The organism is Methylosinus sp. Ce-a6 (genome assembly GCF_009811655.1).
In the GTDB taxonomy this organism is placed as follows: domain Bacteria; phylum Pseudomonadota; class Alphaproteobacteria; order Rhizobiales; family Beijerinckiaceae; genus Methylosinus.
Genome location: NZ_BGJX01000025.1, coordinates 31,289 through 51,291 on the forward strand (window position 1 = coordinate 31,289; position 20,003 = coordinate 51,291).

A 20,003-nucleotide genomic window follows, 5' to 3' on the forward strand; every position below is an offset into this window, starting at 1 on the left:
GCGCCCCCATCACGAAAGACCAGCATGACCGCCACTGAGAGCTTCCACCACGACATCGCCGATCGCCACGACAAGCTGCTGATCGTCGATTTCGGCTCGCAGGTGACGCAGCTCATCGCGCGGCGCGTGCGCGAGGCCGGCGTCTATTGCGAGATCGCGCCTTTTCAGAGCGCGGAGCGGGCCTTCGCCGACATCCGCCCCAAGGCGGTGATCCTCTCCGGCGGCCCCTGCTCCGTCACCGAGGACGGCTCGCCGCGCGCGCCGCAGAGCATTTTCGACGCGAAAATCCCCGTGCTCGCCATCTGCTACGGCGAGCAATTGCTCGCCGCGCAATTGGGCGGCGCCGTCGAGGGCGGCCATCATCGCGAATTCGGCCGCGCCGAGCTCGGCGTCGTCGAGGAGAGCCCGCTCTTCGCCGGCGTCTGGACGAAGGGCGGCCGCTATCCCGTCTGGATGAGCCATGGCGACCGGGTCACCCGCCTGCCGGAGGGGTTTCGCGTCATCGCCGCCTCCGAGAACGCGCCCATGGCCGCCATCGCCGACGAGGCGCGGCGCTATTACGGCGTGCAGTTCCATCTCGAGGTCGCGCATACGCCGGATGGGGCGAAGCTCATCGCCAATTTCGTTCACAATGTCGCGGGGCTGAAATCCGACTGGACCATGTCGGCCTTTCGCGGCGAGGCGATAGACGCCGTGCGCCGGCAGGTCGGCGCCGGCCGCGTGCTCTGCGGCCTCTCGGGCGGCGTCGATTCCGCCGTCGCCGCCGTGCTGATCCATGAGGCGATCGGCGACGCGCTCACTTGCGTCTTCGTCGATCACGGCCTGCTGCGCGCCGGCGAGGCGGAAGAGGTCGTCAGCCTCTTCCGCGACCATTACAATATTCCGCTCGTGCATGTGGAGGCGCAGGAGCTGTTCCTCCGAGCGCTCGACGGCGTCGAGGACCCGGAGGTCAAGCGCAAGACGATCGGCCGCCTCTTCATCGAGACATTCGAGGAGCAGGCGAAGCAAACTGACGCCCAATTTCTGGCGCAAGGCACGCTTTATCCGGACGTCATCGAGAGCGTGTCCTTCTCTGGCGGGCCGTCGGTGACGATCAAATCGCATCACAATGTCGGCGGCCTGCCCGAGCGCATGAATATGACGCTCGTCGAGCCCTTGCGTGAATTGTTCAAGGACGAGGTGCGCGCGCTCGGCCGCGAGCTCGGCCTTCCCGAGGCTTTCGTCGGACGCCACCCCTTCCCCGGCCCCGGCCTGGCGATCCGCTGCCCCGGCGGCGTCACGCGCGAGAAGCTCGAGATTTTGCGCAAGGCGGACGCCATCTATCTCGACGAGATTCGCAAGGCCGGGCTCTATGACGTGATCTGGCAGGCTTTCGCCGTGCTGCTGCCGGTGCGCACAGTCGGCGTGATGGGCGACGGCCGCAGCTACGATCATGTCTGCGCGCTGCGCGCGGTGACGAGCACGGACGGGATGACGGCGGATTTCTATCCCTTCGACATGAGCTTTCTGGGCCGGGCGGCGACGCGCATCATCAATGAGGTGCGCGGGGTGAATCGCGTGGTGTATGACGTGACCAGCAAGCCGCCGGGGACGATCGAGTGGGAGTGAAGCCACCGAGCGCTTGCGGCATCTTTCCCGTCAGACCCGCTTCCGATCCAAAAGGATCGGAAGCTGAGCTGGTCTAGAACTCCGCCCAACCATTGTCTCCGACCGCGCGTTTGCGCGACGCGCCGGCAACGATTGCGAGCGGCGCGACGGAGGTCGGCCGAGCGTGGTCGGAAGCCCGGCGCAAGGCCGCCGAAATTCGGAAGGCTCCGGCCGACGTCGCCAGCGCGCCGGCCTCATGACGCAGGCTGTGGCTCGCTGCGGTCGTCTCCTCCACCATTGCCGCGTTCTTTTGCGTCATCTGATCCATTTGCGTGATGGCGGCGCTGATTTCGTTCAGGCTGGACGCCTGCTCATTGGCGCCGCTGGCGATGTCGGCGACGATTTGATCGATGGCCAGCACCTGGCCGACGATCTTTTCGAGCACCGCGCCCGTGCGATTGACGAAATCGACGCCCTGGCCCACTTCCGCGCTCGACGCGGAGATGAGGCCCTTGATTTCTTTCGCCGCCTCCGCCGCGCGCTGGGCGAGCGCGCGCACTTCCTGAGCGACGACGGCGAAGCCCTTGCCCGCCTCGCCAGCGCGCGCAGCCTCGACGCCAGCGTTCAGCGCGAGCAGATTCGTCTGGAACGCGATTTCGTCGATCACATTGATGATCTGCCCGATTTCCCGCGAGGATTTTTCGATGCGGCTCATGGCGTCGATGGCCATTCCCACGACGGCGCCGCTCGCCTGCACTTCCGTTTTCACCGAAGCGACAGAGTCGCTGGCGTGCGTCGCGCCTTGGGCGGTGCGGCCGACAGATTGGGCGATCTCTTCCATGCTCGCCGCCGTTTCTTCCAGCGCGGCCGCTTGCTGTTCCGTGCGCCGCGACAAATCGTCGGACGCCGCGGCTATGTCATGCGTCGTGGCTCCTATAGATTCCACGGCGCCGATGACGTCCGTCATCGCCGCTTCGAGTTGGCCGATCGCCGAATTGAAGTCATCGCGCAAACGCGAATAGGCGTCTGGCAGGGACTCGTCGATGCGATAGGTGAGATCCTTTTCGGCGATACGGCCGAGAGCGTGACCGAGCTCCTTCATGACCGCCGCCTGCTCGGCCGCGATCCTTGCATTATTGGCTGCGATTTCCGCATGAGTCTCGGCGTCCGCCTGCTGCCGCCGATGCATTTCCTCGGCCTCGAGCCGCGCCTTTTCGGCGGCCTGCGCCTTGAACCGCTCCACCGCCGTCGCAATCTCCCCGATTTCGTCGCTTCGGTCGAGACCGGGCAATTCGAGATCGAAATCCCCGGCGGCGAGGCGCCGCATCGCCGTCGCCAGCGCCAGCAAGGGACCGGCGACTCCGCGGAACACGATCAAGAGCGAGGCGCCCAACGCCAAGACGAGCGAAACGACCGAAACGCCGATGAGCGCCGTCTGCGAGTACGCCTGCACGCGCCGAACTTCGGCGGCGAGCGCGAAGATGCGCTTTTCGGTCTCCTCGAGAAACGCGTCGGTCAATGCAGACGCCGCTTTTTCCGCAGGCTCGACACGGCCGACGAATTCCGCTGTCGCTTTGCCGCGATCCCCGGCGAATACGGTCGCCTTCGCCGCGAGAATTTCTTTCACCACCGTCTCCTGCAAGGCGACGAAATCGCGATGCATCGCCGTATTGGCGGGATCGACCATATTCGCGAGCTTCTTTGCCCGCTCGAGCAAGGCGCGGGCGCGCGTTTCGATGGAAGCGTCGAGCTTGTGCTGCGACTCCTTCCAGGCGTCGGCGGTCAGCTTCACCATGTCGCGCTGGATGGCGCGGCTCAGCGCGCGCACTTCGCTCGCCTCGAGCGCCTCGTCGGCGGCTTTCGCCATCTGGGCGTTGGCCTGCGCCACATCCTGCGCGAGCCAGAGCGCAAGGCCCACATTCATGGCCATGATGAGGGAAAGGCCGATAGCGGGAGCAAGAATTTTGGGAGCAATCCTCATATGCGACGACGCCTTGTGTGTTCCTGGGAGAAACCCAGAATGACGACGCGCAACGACTCTCCCGCGCGCCACGTTACGACGCGATCGCGGATCGATGCGCGAGTTGGAGGCGGAATTCGACCGAATTGGTCCCGCGCAGCTCGTCGCGCCGCCGAGGGCGCTCCGAAACCGGCTCCGTTCGAAGTCCAGACCGCCGCATTTTAGAGAAAACTGTTAAAATTACGTGTTCGCGCTTCTATCGGTCGTGTGTCGGGCCACTGGTCGTCGCACGCGGGCCCAGGCGGGGCGGATTGTCGAGCGCGCAAAAAGACACTCCGCCTCCCACCGCTCACATTCCCGTCGCCACCGGCTCGCCGGCCTTCTGCCAGCCGATGATGCCGCCGCCGAAATGCGTGTTCACGTCGCGGCGGCCGACGAGGCGCGCCTGCTCCATGGCGTTCACCGAGCGCTTGCCGGAACGGCAATAGACGACGACCTTCTGACCTGCCGCCGGCGTCGGAATCTTCGTCGGATCGAAGCTCGACAGCGGCACGAACAAAGCGCCGTCTATATGGCCCTGGGCGTATTCGTCCGCCTCGCGCACGTCGACGAGAATGATCGATTTGTCGGCAATGCCGCTCTTCAAATCCTCGAGGCTGATCTCGTTATACCACTCGGCCATGATGTTTCTTCCCAAATCGATGCGCGAGCTCGCGCTTCGCTCCTCCAGCGCCGCGGCTTTCGCCGTCGGCTTGAAGCGCCGCGCCGGCGCGTTAGGTGAAGGCGCCTCGGGGGCGTTCTTCCCGCCATTTGGCACAGGAGGTCGATAAATGTCCAGGAACGCATCGCTGAACGCGTCGCTCGCGGCGGCCGTCGCGCTCGCCCTCGCGGCCTCGCCGGCCGTCGCCGAAGTCATGATGTTCAAGGGCGATCTCTCCGGCGGAGCGGAGAATCCGCCGAGCATGAGCAAAGGCACGGGATCGATCGAGGTCACGCTCGATCCCTCGACCAAGAAGATCACCTGGAAAGGCCATTACCAGGGCCTGCAGGGACAGGAGACCCAGGCGCATTTCCACGGCCCCGCCAAGGCGGGCGAAAACGCCGGGCCGGTGCTGCCCGCCCCGGCCGCGGGCGGAAAATTCGAAGGATCGGCGACGCTCGACGCGCAGCAGATCAAGCAGCTCGAGGACGGCAAATGGTATTTCAACCTCCACTCGTCCAAACATCCCGAGGGCGAGCTGCGCGGACAGCTGATGCGCGTGCGATGAGCCGGGCGAGCCGCCCGGCCTATCGCGGATTTTCCAGGCTGAAGACCGGCGCGCCTTCGTCACATGCGAAAATCTCGCCATAACGACCCCAGGTGGTGACGCTTTTCAGCGTCATCACCCCATAGGCTTCAAAGCCCTCGAGCGCCTCGCGGAAGCGCGTGGCGGTCGGCGCCCGGCCGGAGCTCAACGGCCGTTGCGGCGCGGCTCGCTCTTGGACGCCGAGCTGGGCGCCGAGCCTGTGGGTGAGAAATCGATCCGCTGACTCTCGAGCCGCTCGAGATGCGACTCGAGCCGCTCCATGCGCGCGGCGCCCGCATCGCGCGCGGCCTCCAATGCGCGCAGGCGCGACGCGATGCGCAGCCCCTCCTCGTCATGGCGCGACGATTCGATCAGCGCGCGAGCGGTCCGCAGCTCGTCGAGCAGGTCGGCGATTTCGCGACGCTGCTCCGACTCGTCGGCTGTCTCCCGCTTCCAGGAGAGGGCCTTGGCGAGTGCTTGCGCGCCGGACGGCCTGGCCGCGCGGATCGGCTCCCCCACCCCCGTGCGCGAGCCCAGCACGAAGCCTGTGGCGCCCCCCGCGAGGACGGCGGCGACGACGAGGCCGAAGGGCTGAAAAAATCGAGTGAGGGAGGGCCGCGCCGCAATCGTCGACATGGGAGACCTCGTGAGCGCCGAGGCGATGCCTCGAATAGGAAAGTCTCCGGTCTCACGGTTAACCGCCCGTTAACGAGACGAACCGCGGACCCAAGGTCGACTCGCGAGCGGCCGCGGCCTCCTCGCGCGACCAAAAGGTCGGGAGGCGGCGACGGCTCCTCCGCCGCGGCCCGCCGGCCGCCGCCCAGAACCCGCCCGAGCGGGCGGCGAGCGCAAGATTGCAAGTGGAGGCGACGCTACCTATAGTCCGCGCGAATTCCGGCCGGGATCAGCCGAATGAGCCGGAGACCGCAACGCCCAAGGGAAGCCCCACATCATGCTGGAAGGCCTGCGCATCGCCTCGCAACATCGGATCGGCCGCATCATCCTCGGGCTCGTCATGGGCTTCATCGCGCTGAGCTTCGCGGTCTGGGGCATAGGCGACGTGTTCCGCGGCTTCACCTCCACGCGCCTCGCCAAGGTCGGCTCGGGCGAGATTTCGGTCGAGGCCTATCGCAGCGCCTATCAGAACGAGCTGCGCCGGCTGCAGCAGCGCGCCCGGCGCGCCATCACCAATGAGGAGGCCCGCCGCTTCGGCCTCGACCAGCAGGTGCTGCAGCGCCTCATCACCGAGGTCTCGCTCGACCAGAAGGCGAGATCGCTCGGCCTCGCCATCTCCGAGGACGAGACGCTGCGCCTCACCCGCGACGAGAATGTGTTCAAGGGCTCCACAGGCAAATTCGACGCGGACCGCTTCAAGCAGCTCATTCGCGACGCCGGCTACACGGAGCGCAGCTTCCTCCTCGAGCAGAAGGGCAGCTATCTGCGCAAGGAGCTCACCGATTCCGTCGTCGCCGGGCTGGAGCCGCCGCGCCTCGTGCTCGAGGCGCTGCATCGCTTCCGCAACGAGATCCGCGAGGTCGATTATTTCCTGCTTCCCGCCGCGGCCGTCGGCGAGATCGCCAAGCCGAGCGAGGAAGAGCTGAAGACATATTTCGCCGATCGCGAGCAGAGCTTTCGCGCGCGCGAATATCGTAAGCTCGCCCTTCTCGCCGTGACGCCGGCGACGCTCGCCGAGCCGCGGGAGGTGAGCGAGGCGGATGTCCGCAAGCTCTATGACGAGGTCAAGGCCAAGCGCTACGGCACGGCGGAGAAGCGCCATCTGCGCCAGATTCTCTTCGCCTCCAAGGACGAGGCCGACAAGGCGCTGGAGCGGCTGAAGGGAGGCCTTTCCTTCGACCAGCTCGCCGCCGAGCGCAAGCTCTCGCAAAAGGACATAGACTTGGGCCTGCTCGAGGCCCACGATCTCGGCGACAAGCAGATCGCCGACAAGGTCTTCGCCTCGCGTGAGCCGGGCTTCGTCGGCCCCGTTCAGACGGCCTTCGGCTCGGCGATCCTCCAGGTCGAGAAGATCGTGCCGAGCGTCTTCACCCGCAGCTATGAGCAGGCGACGGACGAGCTGCGCGGCGAGATCGCGCGGGAGCGCGCCGCTCCCTCCGTTCGCAAGCTGCGTGACGCGATCGAGGATCAGCGCGCCGGCGGCAAGGCGCTCGGCGAGGCCGCCAAATCGGCCGGGCTCGAGGCGGCCGCGGTGGAGGCCGTCGATTCGACCGGCCTCGATCCCGCCGGCAAGCCGGTCCCCGGCCTGTTCGGCTCCGAGGATCTCTTGAAGGCGGTCTTCGCCTCCGACGTCGGCGTCGACAATGACACGGTGGCGACGCGCGACGGCGGCTATGTCTGGTTCGAGATCGCCAAAGTCGAGCCGGCGCGCCAGCGCGGCTTCGACGAGGTGAAGGAGGCCGTCGAGACGGCGCTGCGCGCGGAGAAGCAGCAGAAGGCGCTGACCGAGCGCGCCGAAGCGCTCACCGCGGAGCTGCGCGCCGGCAAGACGCTCGAGGACGTCGCCAAGGGCGCGGGCGCCGCGCCCAAACATGTGAACGAGGTGAAGCGCGCGCCGCATCCCGAGCTCTCGACCGCGGCGATCGTCGCCATTTTCGAGGCGCCGCCGCATGGCGCGGGCTCCGCCGCCGTCGACGGCGGCCGGCTCGTTTTCCAAGTGAAGAGCGCGACGACGCCGGCCTATGATCCCGCCTCGATCGAGGCCAAGGCGGCGGCCGACCAGATGCAACCGGCCTTCACCAACGACATTCTCGAGCAATATGTCGGCGCGCTCGAGAAGGTCTTCAACGTCTCCATCAACGAGCATGCGTTGCAGGCGGCGACCGCCGGAGCGGATCAGAACCAGTGAGCGCATTGTCCGAACCGGCGTTCGACGATTTCGCCTCCGCCTATCGGGCGGGCCGCGCCTCGCTCGTGGCGACGCGGCTCGTCGCCGATCTCGAGACGCCCGTCGCGGCCTATCTGAAGCTCGCGCGCGAGCGGGAGGCGAATGTCTTCCTGCTCGAATCGGTCGAGGGCGGCGCCGCGCGCGGCCGCTATTCGATGATCGGCCTCGATCCGGACGTCGTCTTCCGCATCCATGGCGAGAAGGCCGAGATCAACCGCCGCGCGCTGCGCGAACGGGACGCCTTCGAGCCCTGCGCCGAGCCGCCGCTCGACGCGCTGCGCGACCTGCTCGCCGAATCGGCGATCGAGGAGGTCGCGCATCTGCCGCCCATGGCGGCGGGCGTGTTCGGCTATCTCGGCTATGACACGGTGCGGCTGATGGAGCGCCTCGCGCCGGCCAAACCGGATGCGATCGGCGTTCCCGACGCGATCCTGCTGCGGCCGACGGTCATGGTGGTCTTCGACAATGTGCGCGACGAGATCATCGTCGTGACGCCCGCGCGTCCCGCGGCGGGCGTTTCCGCAGAGGCGGCCTATGAGGCGGCCCTCGCGCGGCTCGACTGCGTCGTCGCCACGCTCGAGGCGCCGCTGACGCAGCGCGAAGCCGAGGCCGATCCGTTGTTGCTCGCCGAGGAGCCAGTCTCCAACACGGCGCCCGGGCGATTCCTCGATATGGTCGAGCGCGCCAAGGACTACATTCGCGCCGGCGACATTTTCCAGGTCGTGCTGTCGCAGCGATTCACCGCGCCCTTCTCGCTGCCGGCCTTCGCGCTCTATCGCGCGCTGCGCCGCGTCAATCCGGCGCCCTTTCTCTGCTTCCTGAATTTCGGCGATTTCCAGATCGTCTGCTCCTCGCCGGAAATTCTCGTGCGCGTCGCCGAAGGCAAGGTGACGATCCGCCCCATCGCCGGCACGCGCTGGCGCAGCGCCGTGAAGGCGGAGGACGAGCGCCTCGCGGCCGATCTCCTCGCCGACGAGAAAGAGCGCGCCGAGCATCTGATGCTGCTCGATCTCGGACGCAACGACGTCGGCCGCGTCGCCGCGACGGGAACGGTGCGCGTGACGGAGAGCTTCGCCATCGAGCGCTACAGCCATGTCATGCATATCGTCTCCAATGTCGAAGGCGCGCTCGATCCCGCGCGCGACTGCATAGACGCGCTCGCCGCCGGCTTCCCGGCGGGCACCGTCTCCGGCGCGCCGAAAGTGCGCGCGATGGAGATCATCGACGAATTGGAGACCGATAAGCGCGGCATCTATGGCGGCTGCATCGGCTATTTCGGCGCCGGCGGACAGATGGACACTTGCATCGTGCTGCGCACCGCGATCGTGAAGGACGGCGCGATGCATGTGCAGGCGGGCGCCGGCGTCGTCTATGACAGCGATCCCGATTACGAGCATCGCGAGACGGTGAACAAGTCGAAGGCGCTGTTCCGCGCCGCCGAAGAAGCCGTGCGCTTCGCGACGCGTGCGAGGCGCGGGCAATAGCGAGAGCAAGTCTGCAACCCATCGAGCATTTGAGGGCGCATTCGCCAGAGAGGCGGCCGAGCAAGTGAAACAGAGAAGCGCGCAGCAAAGGGCGCTCCCTTCTCCCGCTCGCGGGAGAAGGGGTCGCGCGTCGAGATTCCTGATTCACCGCCAAAGAGGCGCGGCGTGACCGACAATTCGCTCTACGACGATGCGGACGACCCTCACCGGCCGATCCGCGTCGGCGACGCGGGCGCCGCGGGCGAGGCGGCGCGCTGGGGCCAGATGCTCACGCTGTTCATGCGCATCATGGCGCTGTTCTGGCTGCTGCAGGGCGTGATGCAGTGGGTCATCGTGCTCGCCGCCAGCCGGCCGATCTTCGACGAGGCCCCGACCAACGCCGCGATCGCCATCGTCTTCTTCGCCGTGCTCGATCTCGTCGCCGGCGTCGGGCTCTGGCTGGCGACGCCCTGGGGCGGCGTGCTGTGGCTGCTCATCGCCGGCGCGCAAATATTCGTGACCTTGAGCGTGCCGGGATTTTTCGCCGGCGGCTACTGGCTCGTCGCCCTCGACCTCGCGCTCATCGGGCTCTATTTCTTCCTCACCTTCGCGGCCGGCCGCGACTATGAGGCGCGGCGCCTGCGCGAGAAGAGACGCAGACGCCGCAGCCCCGAGGCGGAGGCGGCGGGCGGCGTCTTCGGCCGGGCGCAGCGCTATTTGCGCGCGCTCTTCGGACGGCTCGGCAAATAGGGCGGCGCGGCTCTTGCCGAAACACGCCTAATGCAATTCTAACAATTTGATTCACAGACCGTTCACCCCATCGACGGTAGTGGAGGTAAACGGCGGATTCAGACTGTTGTTTAAAGCGGTCTTCATTCGCGGCGGATAGGTTTCTGTCCATGGAGAACGGACCGGACCTCGAATATCCGGCGCAAAAGACGAGACGGAGCTAGTTCATGAATACGGCGTCGAAGACCGAGGCCGCGCAGGCCCGCGCGGAGAAGATCAACGAGATACGCCCGATCTATCTCGAATCGCTCACATTGGTGGAGCGTCTGCATCGCCGTCTGCTCGACGTGATCAAGGACGAGTTCGACCGCCGCAATCGCGGCGACGTAAATTCCGTTCAGGCTCTGCTGCTCTACAATATCGGCGACAAGGAGCTCACCGCGAGCGAGCTGCGCACGCGCGGCTATTATCTCGGCTCCAACGTCTCCTACAATGTGAAAAAGCTCGTCGAGATGGGCTATCTCCACCACGCCCGTTCCCGCGTCGACCGCCGCTCCGTGCGCATCAGCCTCACGCCCAAGGGCAAGGAAGTGCACGACATCGTCGCCGCTCTCTATGAGAAGCATGCGACCACCGTGGAGCAGATCGGCGGCGTGTCGCCGGCCGAGTTCCGCACCGTCAACACCGCTCTGACGCGCCTCGAGCGTTTCTGGACCGATCAGATACGCTATCGCCTCTAACGCTTCCCCTCCCAGACTTACTCCGCTCTACTCGGGCGATCTGCGCATCTCGCGTCGATCGCCCTTTTTCATGGCCGATCGGCGGGGATTTCTGCTATGAGAAGACGTCGCGGACGTCACGTAAGGGACAGAGGCCTCTTCCATGCGCTGGTCGCTCACTCTCGGGTCTTTCAAGGGCACGGCCGTCCGCATTCACATCACCTTCCTGCTGCTGCTCGCCTGGATCGGCTTTTCCGCCTATCGCGTCGGCGGCGCGCCAGCGGCGCGCGACAGCGTGATCTTCATCACGCTCATCTTCACCTGCGTCGTGCTGCATGAATTCGGGCACATATTGACGGCGCGACGCTTCGGCATCGTCTCGACGGAGGTCACGCTGCTGCCGATCGGCGGCGTCGCCAATCTCGACCATATGCCGGAAAAACCCTATCAGGAATTGCTCGTCGCGCTCGCGGGACCCGCGGTGAACGTCGTCATCGCCGCGATTTTGTTCATCGCGCTCGGCGCCTTCCAGCCGGAGACGCTGGCGCAGCTCGACGATCCGCATCTCAATGTCGTCGCCCGGCTCGCGGCCGCCAATCTGTTCCTGGCGCTGTTCAACATGATCCCCGCCTTCCCCATGGACGGCGGCCGCGTGCTGCGCGCGGCGCTCGCCATGTGGCTGCCGCGCGGGCAGGCGACGCGCATCGCCGCCTTCATCGGCCAAGGTTTCGCCTTCGCGCTCGGCTTCTTGGGCCTGTTCGGCAATCCGGTGCTCGTGTTCATCGCCATATTCGTCTACATCGCCGCGAGCGGCGAGGCGCAGATGACCATGGCGAGCGAAGCCGCGCGCGGCCTTTCGGTCGCCGACGCCATGGAGACGCGCATCGCCGCCATCCGCTGGGGCGCCGATCTCGCAGAGGCGGTCGAGACCCTGCTCGCCACATCGCAGGATCAGTTTCCGGTCGTCGCGGCGGACGGCCGTTTCATGGGGCTGCTCGACCGCGCCGACATCATCGACGCGCTGAAGGGCGACGATCGCGGCGCGCCGATCGCTCCCCATGTCCAGCGCGACGCGCCGACCGTGAGCGCCGCCGTGCCGCTCGACGAGACGATCGAGAAATTCGCCGGCGCCTCGGCCATGGGCGTGCTCGACGCCGAGGGAGGGCTCGTCGGCCTGCTGACGCGCCAGAGCATCGCCGAGATCATGCTCATCGCCAATCTGCGGCCGGACTGGCGGCTCGCGCGGCGCGGGTAGAGAGCATGAAAGACCGCCGATCTGGTGAGCGACAAACCTCGCAAGTCCGCGCTTCCACCTCCCCATGGGCTTCCGCCTCCCCCTGGAAGGGAAAAGTGAATCATCGCCCCGGCCCTGCGGAGCGAATGAATTGACTCAACGGGCCGAAGAGCCGAAAAAATCCGCCAAGTGGAAGCCCGCCCCGCCGAGAACCGGACCCTGCGCGAATGACAAAAGTCACGCTCATCGATAATTACGACAGCTTCACCTTCAACCTCGTGCATTATTTCGGCTCGCTCGGGGCCGAGGTGACGGTGTGGCGAAACGATGCGGTCTCGGTCGCCGAGGTGCTCTCCGCGGGTCCTGAGGCCATCGTGCTCTCGCCCGGCCCCTGCACGCCCAAGGAAGCGGGAATCTGCCTCGATCTCATCGCTGCGGCCTGGGCGAATGTGCCGATCTTCGGCGTCTGCCTCGGCCATCAGTCCATCGGCCTCTCGTTCGGCGGCGATGTGATCCGCGCCCCCCTCCCCGTCCATGGCAAGATGGCGACGATCCTGCACCGGGGCGAGACGATCTTTCGCGGCATAGAGGGGCCGTTCCAGGCGACGCGCTATCACTCGCTGATCGTCGCGCGCGACACGCTGCCCGCCTGCCTGCGCGTCACCGCCGAGACGCCGGACGGGCTCATCATGGGCCTCTCGCATGAGAGCGCCCCCGTTCATGGCGTGCAATTCCACCCCGAGAGCATCACTTCCGAGCACGGGCACAAGATTTTGCGCAATTTCCTCGATCTCGCGCAAGAGTGGAACGCGACGCGCCGCCCCGCCAAAGTCGCGTGAGCCGAGCGAGCCCGAGGGCTCGCTGTCCGACCCCCGCCCTGGACCACGAGCCTTCCGGCGCATCCTTCAACCGAGACCTTCGGCGATGACCGACCTCAAGCCATTTCTCGCCGCCATCGCCACGGGCGCGGCGCTCTCCCGCGAGGAGGCGCGCGCGGCGATCTCGGTCGTGCTCGGGGGCGGCGCGACGCCGGCGCAGCTCGGCGCCTTGCTGATGGGCCTGCGCCAGCGCGGCGAGACCATCGACGAGATCGTCGGCGCGGCGCAAGCCATGCGCGCGGCGATGGCGCCGGTCGAGGGCGCGGCCGACGCCATCGACATCGTCGGCACGGGCGGCGACGGCGCCGGCACCTATAATGTCTCCACTCTGGCGGCGCTCATCGTCGCCGGCTGCGGCGTCCGCGTGGCGAAGCATGGCGGCCGGGCGGCGTCCTCGCGCTCCGGAGCGAGCGACGTTTTGGCGGAGCTCGGCGTCAAAGTCGGCGTCGCGCCCGAGCACGCGGCCTTCTGCCTCGCCGAGACAGGCGTCTGCTTCATGGCGGCGGCGACGCACCATCCGGCGATGCGCCACGCCGCGCCGATCCGCGCCGAGCTCGGCCTGCGCACCGTCTTCAACCTGCTCGGTCCCCTGTGCAATCCGGCGCGCGTGGAGAAGCAGCTGCTCGGCGTCTCATCGCGCGCGCTGCTCGAGCCGCTGGCGCGCGCGCTGGCCGAGCTCGGCTCCAAGCGCGTCTGGCTCGTCCATGGCGAGGATGGGCTCGACGAATTGACGACGACGACGGCCTCCCATGTCGTCGCGCTCGAAGACGGCGTCGTCAGAAGCTTCACGGTCTCGCCGGAGGACGCCGGCCTCGCGCGGGCGGCGCCGGAAGCGCTGATCGGCGGCGACCCGGCCCATAACGCCCGCGCCCTGCGGGCGGTTCTCGAGGGCGCGCGCGACGCCTATCGCGACATAGCGGTTCTCAACGCAGCGGCGGCGCTGGTGGTGGCCGAGGCGGCGGCGGACATTGGCGAGGGCGCCGAGCTCGCCGCGCGCGCGCTCGACAGCGGCGCCGCGCTCGCGAAGCTCGAGGCGCTCATTCGAGTCTCCAATGCGCAAGCCGCGCCGACGCGGTGAAATCCCTGCGGCGCGGGGCCGCGCTGGCGGGAAAGACGTCGTGTCCTTCGTGACTTCGTGATAGAAATCCTCGACAAGCGCGAAGGACCCGAAGCGGCATGACCGACATTCTGAACAAGATCGAAGCCTATAAGCGGACCGAGATCAACGACGCCAAGGTGCGCATGCCGCTGGCGACGCTCGAGCGCAATGTGCGCGACCATGATCCGCCGCGCGGCTTCGTCCATGCGATCGAGGCAAAACTCGCCGAAGGCCGCATCGCGCTGATCGCGGAAATCAAAAAAGCGAGCCCGTCAAAGGGCGTTCTGCGCCACGACTTCGACCCGGCGGCGCTGGCGCGCGCCTATGAGGCCGGCGGCGCCGCCTGTCTCTCCGTTTTGACCGACGGCCCCTCCTTCCAGGGCAGGCTCGAGGATCTCGAGGCCGCCCGCAAGGCGGCTCACCTGCCGGCGATTCGCAAGGATTTCCTCTACGATCCGTACCAGGCGTTCGAGGCGCGGGCCTATGGCGCCGATTGCATTTTGATCATCATGGCCGCCGTATCGGACGACGAGGCGAAGATCCTCAACACGACAGCGCATGATCTGGGCATGGACGTGCTCGTCGAGGTCCATAACGAGAAAGAGCTCGACCGCGCGCTGGCGCTGGAGACGCGGCTCATCGGCGTGAACAATCGCGATCTGCATACATTCGACGTCTCTCTCGAGACGACCGAGCGTCTCGCCGAGAAAATTCCGAAGGACAAGATCATCGTCGCCGAGAGCGGCATCGCCAGCCACGAGGATTGTCTGCGGCTCGAGAAGGCGGGCGTCTATACTTTCCTCGTCGGCGAGAGCCTGGTGCGCAAGCAGGATGTGGCGACGGCGACGCGCGAGCTGCTGCATGGCTCGGCGAAGGGCGACCACAGGCGGGCGGGCGCGTAGCAATGGGATCGCTGACGCATCTTTCCAACAAGGGCGAAGCGCATATCGTCGACGTCTCCGACAAGGCGGAGACGAAGCGCGTCGCCATCGCCCGCGGGCGCATAATGATGGATGCGGCGACTCTCGCTCTCGCAGTGGAGGGACAGGCGAAGAAGGGCGACGTTTTCGGCGTCGCGCGCGTCGCCGGCATCATGGCGGCGAAGAAGACGCATGAGCTCATTCCGCTCTGCCATCCTCTGCCCGTCACCAAAATCGCCGTCGATCTCGAGGCGGACGCGAGCCTGCCGGGCGTGCGCGCGACGGCGGAAGTTTCAGTCACCGGCAAGACCGGCGTGGAAATGGAAGCGCTGACCGCGGTCGGCGTCGCCTTGTTGACGATCTACGACATGCTGAAGGCCGTCGATCGCGGCATGCGCATCGAGGGCGTCGAGCTCGTCGAAAAGCGCGGCGGACGCTCCGGCCAATGGCGTCGCGACGAAATGGACCAAAATGGCTGACGACAAATTGCTGTCCGTGGACGAGGCCCTCGCCCGCGTGCTCGCCGGCGTGACGCGCCTCTCCGGCGAGGAAGACGTCCCCCTCTCGAAGGCGCTCAGCCGCACGCTGGCGACGGACCTCGTCTCCCGCCGCACACAGCCCCCGGTCGCCGTCTCCGCCATGGACGGCTATGCGCTGCGCGCCGCCGATCTCGCCGCGTCCGGCGCGCGATTGAAAGTCGTGGGCGAAAGCGCCGCGGGGCATGGCTATGGCGCGGCGCTCGGAGCGGGCGAGGCGGCGCGCATCTTCACCGGCGCGCCCGTTCCCGCGGGCGCGGATACGATCCTTCTGCAGGAGGATGCGACGATCGACGCCGCCGGCGTCGGCTCCGCCTCCCCCTCCCCCCCTCCGCCCGGCCGGCATATTCGCGAGCGCGGGCTCGATTTTCGCGAGGGTGACGCCGCGCTCTTTGCCGGAACGCGGCTCGGCCCGAGCGAGCTGGCGCTCGCCGCCGCGATCAATCATCCGCTGCTGCCGGTGGCGCGGCGCCCGCGCGTCGCGCTCATCGCCTCGGGCGACGAGCTGGTTCCGCCCGGAGCCGAGCCCGGCCCCGCCCAGATCATCGCCTGCAATGGCTATGCGGTGGCGGCCATCGCCGAAACCGCCGGCGCGCAAGTGATCGATCTCGGCATTTTCCGCGACGACATCGCCGAATTGGAGAGAGGCCTCGAAGAGGCGCGCGCGGCGAAGGCCGATATTGTGGTGACGCTCGGCGGCGCCTCGGTCGGCGACCATGATCTCCTGCGGCCGGCGCTCGCCCGCCAGGGCATGGCGCTCGATTTCTGGCGCATCGCCATGCGGCCGGGCAAGCCGCTCATCCACGGGACGCTCGGCGAGACGCGCATTCTCGGCCTGCCGGGCAATCCGGTGGCGGCTTTCGTCTGCGCGCTGGTCTTTCTCGCCCCGCTCATTCGCGCGCTGCAGGGCGATCCGCGCGCCGGCGCGGACGAGAGCGAGGCGGCCATCGCCGGCGCGCCGCTGAAAGCCAATAAAGGCCGACGCGACTATATGCGCGCGACGCTGACGCGCGACGCCGAGGGACGCCTCGTCGCCACGCCGCAGGCCTTGCAGGATTCCTCGCTGCTGACCGAGCTCGCGCGCTCGCAAGCGCTGCTCATTCGCGATGCGGGAGCTCCAACGGTGGACACAGGCGGCGCCTGCCGGATTTTACGTCTGCCGGGGGCTTTCGTGGGGGCGTGACCAAAGCGGCGCCGTCACCCCGATCCACGACCTTCAGCCCCGGCGCGCGCTCGAGCTCGCGGCCGTTCGCGGTCGCCGATATCGGCGCCGAGCGGCCCCCGCGCGGCCGCTCGGTTTTTCGTGCTTTCCATCCGCTTTTAGCGGTAAAATCAACATTCTCGAATCGCGCCGTCCCCGCCCTGCCCGAGGAGTCCCCGAAAAGATGACCGACACCGAAGACGGAGCGACGACGCCGCCCGAATATGGCGCGGATTCGATCAAGGTGCTGCGTGGCCTCGACGCCGTCCGCAAGCGTCCCGGCATGTATATCGGCGACACCGACGACGGGACCGGCCTCCATCACATGGTCTATGAGGTCGTCGACAACGCCATCGACGAAGCCCTCGCCGGCCACGCCACGCTCGTCACGGTGACGCTCAACGCCGACGGCTCCTGCACCGTCACCGACAATGGCCGCGGCGTTCCGACCGGCATCCACAAGGAGGAAGGCGTGTCGGCGGCCGAGGTCATCATGACCCAGCTGCACGCCGGCGGCAAATTCGATCAGAACTCCTACAAGGTCTCCGGCGGCCTGCACGGCGTCGGCGTCTCCGTCGTCAATGCGCTCTCTTCCTGGCTGAAGCTGCGCATCTGGCAGGACGGGCGCGAGCATTTCATGGAATTCGCCAATGGCGATTCCGTCGCGCCGCTCGTGATCGTCGGCGACGCGCCGATCGAGGACGGCAAGGTCAAGCGCGGAACGGAAGTGACCTTCCTGCCCTCGCCCGCCACTTTCACAATGGTCGAATTCGACTATGCGACGATCGAGCGGCGCCTGCGCGAATTGGCCTTTCTGAATTCCGGCGTGCACATCGTGCTCACCGACGCGCGCCACGCCGAGCAAAAGCGCGAGGAGCTCTATTACGAAGGCGGGCTAGAGGCCTTCGTGCGCTATCTCGACCGCGCCAAGACGCCGCTCGTCTCGGCGCCGATTCTCATCCATGGGCAGCGCGAGCACATCAATGTCGAAGTGGCGCTGTGGTGGAACGATTCCTATCACGAGACTGTTCTGGCCTTCACCAACAATATTCCGCAGCGCGACGGCGGCACGCATCTCGCGGGCTTTCGCGCCGCGCTGACGCGGCAGATCACCGGCTACGCCGAACGTTCCGGCCTTGCCAAGCGCGAGAAGGTCGATCTCACAGGCGACGACTGCCGCGAGGGCTTGACCTGCGTCGTCTCGGTGAAGGCGCCGGACCCGAAATTCTCCTCGCAGACGAAGGACAAGCTCGTCTCCTCGGAAGTGCGTCCGGCGGTCGAGAATGTCGTCAATGAAATGCTCGACCAATGGCTGGAGGAGCATCCGCAAGAGGCGAAAAGCGTCGTCTCCAAGGTTTGCGAGGCGGCGGCCGCGCGCGAGGCGGCGCGCAAGGCGCGCGAGCTGACGCGCCGCAAAGGCGCGCTCGACGTCGCCAATCTTCCCGGCAAGCTCGCCGATTGCCAGGAGCGCGATCCGGCGAAGGCGGAGCTCTTCATCGTCGAGGGCGATTCGGCCGGCGGCACGGCCAAGCAGGGCCGCAATCGCGAGTTCCAGGCGGTCTTGCCGCTGCGCGGCAAGATTCTCAATGTCGAGCGCGCGCGTTTCGACAAAATGCTGTCGTCGGAGCAGATCGGCACGCTCATCACCGCGCTCGGCACCGGCATCGGCCGCGACGAGTTCAACGCCGATAAGCTGCGCTATCACAAGATCATCATCATGACCGACGCCGACGTCGACGGCGCCCATATTCGCACGTTGATCCTGACCTTCTTCTATCGGCAAATGCCGGAGCTGATCGAGCGCGGCCATGTGTTCATCGCCCAGGCGCCGCTCTATAAGGTGACCAAGGGCAAGTCGACGCAATATTTGAAGGACGAGCGCGCGCTCGAGGATTATCTCATCGACTCCCTGCTCGACGGCGCCGCGCTTCGCTGCGGCAATGGCGAAACGCGCGTCGGCAAGGATCTGCGCGCGGCGCTGGAGGACGCACGCTCCTTCCGCACCATCATGAACGGTCTGCATTCGCGCTACGACCGCGGCGTCGTCGAGCAGACGGCGATGGCCGACGCGCTCAAATCGCCGCCCGACGACGCGAAGGCGGCGGAAATAGCGGAACGTCTCGATGCGATCGCCGAGGAGACCGAGCGCGGCTGGACCGGCGAATTGCGCGAGGGCGGCTATGTCTTCCGCCGCACTCTGCGCGGCGTCACGCAGGCGGTGACGCTGGACGCCGCTCTGCTCGCCTCGAGCGAGGCGCGCAAGCTGCAGGAGCGCGCCGAGACGCTGCGCGAGATTTTCTTCGGCCCGGCGGCGCTGGCGCGGCGCGGCGACGAGATCGCGCTCTCCGGCCCGCTCGCGCTCTATGACGCTATGGCGGCGCAGGGCCGCAAGGGCCTCGCCATCCAACGCTACAAGGGACTCGGCGAGATGAACGCCGACCAATTGTGGGAGACGACGCTCGACCGCGAGGTGCGGTCGCTGCTGCAAGTGAAGGTGAAGGAGGCCGCCGAGGCCGAGGATATTTTCGTGAAGCTGATGGGCGACATCGTCGAGCCGCGCCGCGAATTCATCCAAGAGAATGCGCTGAACGTCGCCAATCTGGACGTGTGATGATCTTTGCGCCCAATCGCGCGACCCGATGGACATGATGCGCCGCGGATGGTCGATGAGCTTGTTCCTAGGATAGATCGCGCCTCATTGCCCGTCAAAACGAGCGCCGTCGCACCGGCGCCTCGATCGACCGACACGCGCCGGCGCCCTTGTTGCCGTCGAGATTATCCATCACGACGATATAGCCGCGCGCGAGCGTCGGGACGAGGACCTGCTCGACATAGGCGTTGAACCGTTGACCCATTGATCGGATCGTCGAGAATGAGGTCGGCCGGAAAGACGCAGCCATGCAGCCGCGCGGCGTCTCACCCCTCGCCTCATCGGAGGGAGGTAGGCTTCAGCATGATCGATCCTGTGAGATCTGCTCGGCGAAACGGGCTCGAGCGGCCTGCGACCCAATCGGACTGCTGGTCGGCGTAGTGGTCCGAAAGGAGTTGCCCGGACTGTCCCGCCGCCATTTGCATCAGCCCATCCGCTTCGCGCCCCGGCGCGACAACCATGCGCGCATTGGCGCCAGAACCCTTGCCGTTCTCGGCGAAATAGTACCGCACGCATTGCGGACATCCGGCCAGCCCCGTGCGCGGCATCGTCAGAAAGGACGCCAGAACAGGCAAAGCATCGGCGAAGGGATGGGCCATCTCGACCCGGTTCACATCCCCCCAACGTATGTCGGCGACGGAGCGGCCTCCATGAGCTCGACTGAGGCGTTGCGCGCTTTTCGTCAACACAGACCGCAAGAAATGGCAGGGCGATCGGGTGAAGAAGTAGGTGACAAGACGCGTCTGAGCTGAATCTCTCGGCATCCTCTGATTCGATCTTTGGGGGATTGCGATGGACGCGAGCGGACGCGACTTCGAGGCTCTGGCCGAGACGACGGC

The 20,003-nt window shown here is 66.7% G+C and carries 18 protein-coding genes and 1 pseudogene; 13 read left to right on the forward strand and 6 right to left on the reverse strand.

Features of this window, described 5'->3' with window-relative positions; genetic code table 11:
* Positions 1-24: 24 nt before the first annotated feature.
* A complete protein-coding gene (gene guaA / locus Mspo_RS14650; RefSeq protein WP_159730985.1) occupies positions 25-1,608 on the forward strand; it encodes a glutamine-hydrolyzing GMP synthase in 1,584 nt (527 codons plus the stop codon).
* Positions 1,609-1,681: 73 nt separating this feature from the next.
* Here the strand turns inward: guaA and Mspo_RS14655 are convergent, their stop codons facing one another.
* Together Mspo_RS14655 and Mspo_RS14660 are read right to left on the reverse strand one after the other, a co-directional pair.
* A complete protein-coding gene (locus Mspo_RS14655; RefSeq protein WP_159730987.1) occupies positions 1,682-3,568 on the reverse strand; it encodes a methyl-accepting chemotaxis protein in 1,887 nt (628 codons plus the stop codon).
* A 328-nt stretch (positions 3,569-3,896) separates the two neighbouring features.
* Positions 3,897-4,229, reverse strand: a complete 333-nt coding sequence (locus Mspo_RS14660; protein WP_159730989.1) for a rhodanese-like domain-containing protein — start codon at positions 4,227-4,229, stop codon at positions 3,897-3,899.
* Between the two features lie 148 nt (positions 4,230-4,377).
* Here Mspo_RS14660 and Mspo_RS14665 point away from each other — a divergent pair, with 148 nt between their 5' ends.
* Positions 4,378-4,815, forward strand: coding sequence for a CHRD domain-containing protein (locus tag Mspo_RS14665; protein ID WP_159730991.1), 438 nt, complete (start codon positions 4,378-4,380; stop codon positions 4,813-4,815).
* A gap of 19 nt (positions 4,816-4,834) precedes the next feature.
* Here the strand turns inward: Mspo_RS14665 and Mspo_RS19950 are convergent, their stop codons facing one another.
* Together Mspo_RS19950 and Mspo_RS14675 are read right to left on the reverse strand one after the other, a co-directional pair.
* The gene (locus tag Mspo_RS19950) at positions 4,835-5,002 is read right to left on the reverse strand and encodes a hypothetical protein (protein ID WP_244613461.1); all 168 of its coding nucleotides are present in this window, start codon (positions 5,000-5,002) and stop codon (positions 4,835-4,837) included.
* Entirely contained in the window at positions 4,999-5,469 is a 471-nt protein-coding gene (locus Mspo_RS14675; protein WP_159730993.1) for a hypothetical protein, read from the reverse strand. Before Mspo_RS14675 ends, Mspo_RS19950 begins: the two co-directional genes overlap by 4 nt.
* A 316-nt stretch (positions 5,470-5,785) precedes the next feature.
* Here Mspo_RS14675 and Mspo_RS14680 point away from each other — a divergent pair, with 316 nt between their 5' ends.
* The 11 genes from Mspo_RS14680 to gyrB all read left to right on the forward strand — a co-directional run bounded on the left by Mspo_RS14680 (position 5,786) and on the right by gyrB (position 19,125).
* A complete protein-coding gene (locus tag Mspo_RS14680; protein WP_159730995.1) occupies positions 5,786-7,696 on the forward strand; it encodes a SurA N-terminal domain-containing protein in 1,911 nt (636 codons plus the stop codon).
* Between the two features lie 5 nt (positions 7,697-7,701).
* A complete protein-coding gene (gene trpE, locus Mspo_RS14685; RefSeq protein ID WP_201281715.1) occupies positions 7,702-9,219 on the forward strand; it encodes an anthranilate synthase component I in 1,518 nt (505 codons plus the stop codon).
* 165 nt (positions 9,220-9,384) lie between these two features.
* Complete coding sequence (locus Mspo_RS14690; RefSeq protein WP_159730999.1) at positions 9,385-9,948, forward strand: DUF6163 family protein; 564 nt, start codon at positions 9,385-9,387, stop codon at positions 9,946-9,948.
* Positions 9,949-10,154: 206 nt separating this feature from the next.
* Positions 10,155-10,667, forward strand: coding sequence for a MarR family winged helix-turn-helix transcriptional regulator (locus Mspo_RS14695; protein WP_159731001.1), 513 nt, complete (start codon positions 10,155-10,157; stop codon positions 10,665-10,667).
* A 142-nt stretch (positions 10,668-10,809) separates the two neighbouring features.
* Positions 10,810-11,901 carry a site-2 protease family protein gene (locus Mspo_RS14700; RefSeq protein ID WP_159731003.1) on the forward strand — a complete coding sequence of 364 codons (1,092 nt, stop codon included), beginning with the start codon at positions 10,810-10,812 and terminating at the stop codon, positions 11,899-11,901.
* Between the two features lie 206 nt (positions 11,902-12,107).
* On the forward strand, positions 12,108-12,719 hold the full coding sequence (locus Mspo_RS14705; protein WP_159731005.1) for an aminodeoxychorismate/anthranilate synthase component II: 612 nt from the start codon (positions 12,108-12,110) through the stop codon (positions 12,717-12,719).
* An 85-nt stretch (positions 12,720-12,804) separates the two neighbouring features.
* Positions 12,805-13,836, forward strand: a complete 1,032-nt coding sequence (gene trpD, locus Mspo_RS14710; protein ID WP_159731007.1) for an anthranilate phosphoribosyltransferase — start codon at positions 12,805-12,807, stop codon at positions 13,834-13,836.
* 98 nt (positions 13,837-13,934) lie between these two features.
* Positions 13,935-14,759: an indole-3-glycerol phosphate synthase TrpC gene (trpC, locus tag Mspo_RS14715; protein ID WP_159731009.1), complete on the forward strand. Its 825-nt coding sequence runs from the start codon at positions 13,935-13,937 to the stop codon at positions 14,757-14,759.
* Between the two features lie 2 nt (positions 14,760-14,761).
* Positions 14,762-15,256 carry a cyclic pyranopterin monophosphate synthase MoaC gene (gene moaC, locus Mspo_RS14720; protein WP_159731011.1) on the forward strand — a complete coding sequence of 165 codons (495 nt, stop codon included), beginning with the start codon at positions 14,762-14,764 and terminating at the stop codon, positions 15,254-15,256.
* Positions 15,249-16,496 carry a gephyrin-like molybdotransferase Glp gene (gene glp, locus Mspo_RS14725; RefSeq protein ID WP_159731013.1) on the forward strand — a complete coding sequence of 416 codons (1,248 nt, stop codon included), beginning with the start codon at positions 15,249-15,251 and terminating at the stop codon, positions 16,494-16,496. The genes moaC and glp overlap by 8 nt, the downstream gene beginning before the upstream one ends.
* Positions 16,497-16,698: 202 nt before the next feature.
* Positions 16,699-19,125 (forward strand): DNA topoisomerase (ATP-hydrolyzing) subunit B, encoded by a 2,427-nt coding sequence (gene gyrB / locus Mspo_RS14730; RefSeq protein ID WP_159731015.1) that lies wholly within the window; start codon positions 16,699-16,701, stop codon positions 19,123-19,125.
* Between the two features lie 118 nt (positions 19,126-19,243).
* Here the strand turns inward: gyrB and Mspo_RS14735 are convergent.
* Both Mspo_RS14735 and Mspo_RS14740 read right to left on the reverse strand, forming a co-directional pair.
* Positions 19,244-19,357, reverse strand: a pseudogene (locus Mspo_RS14735) (IS630 family transposase); the annotation flags it as partial.
* 85 nt (positions 19,358-19,442) lie between these two features.
* Positions 19,443-19,928 carry a penicillin acylase family protein gene (locus tag Mspo_RS14740; protein WP_244613462.1) on the reverse strand — a complete coding sequence of 162 codons (486 nt, stop codon included), beginning with the start codon at positions 19,926-19,928 and terminating at the stop codon, positions 19,443-19,445.
* Between the last annotated feature and the right edge of the window lie 75 nt (positions 19,929-20,003).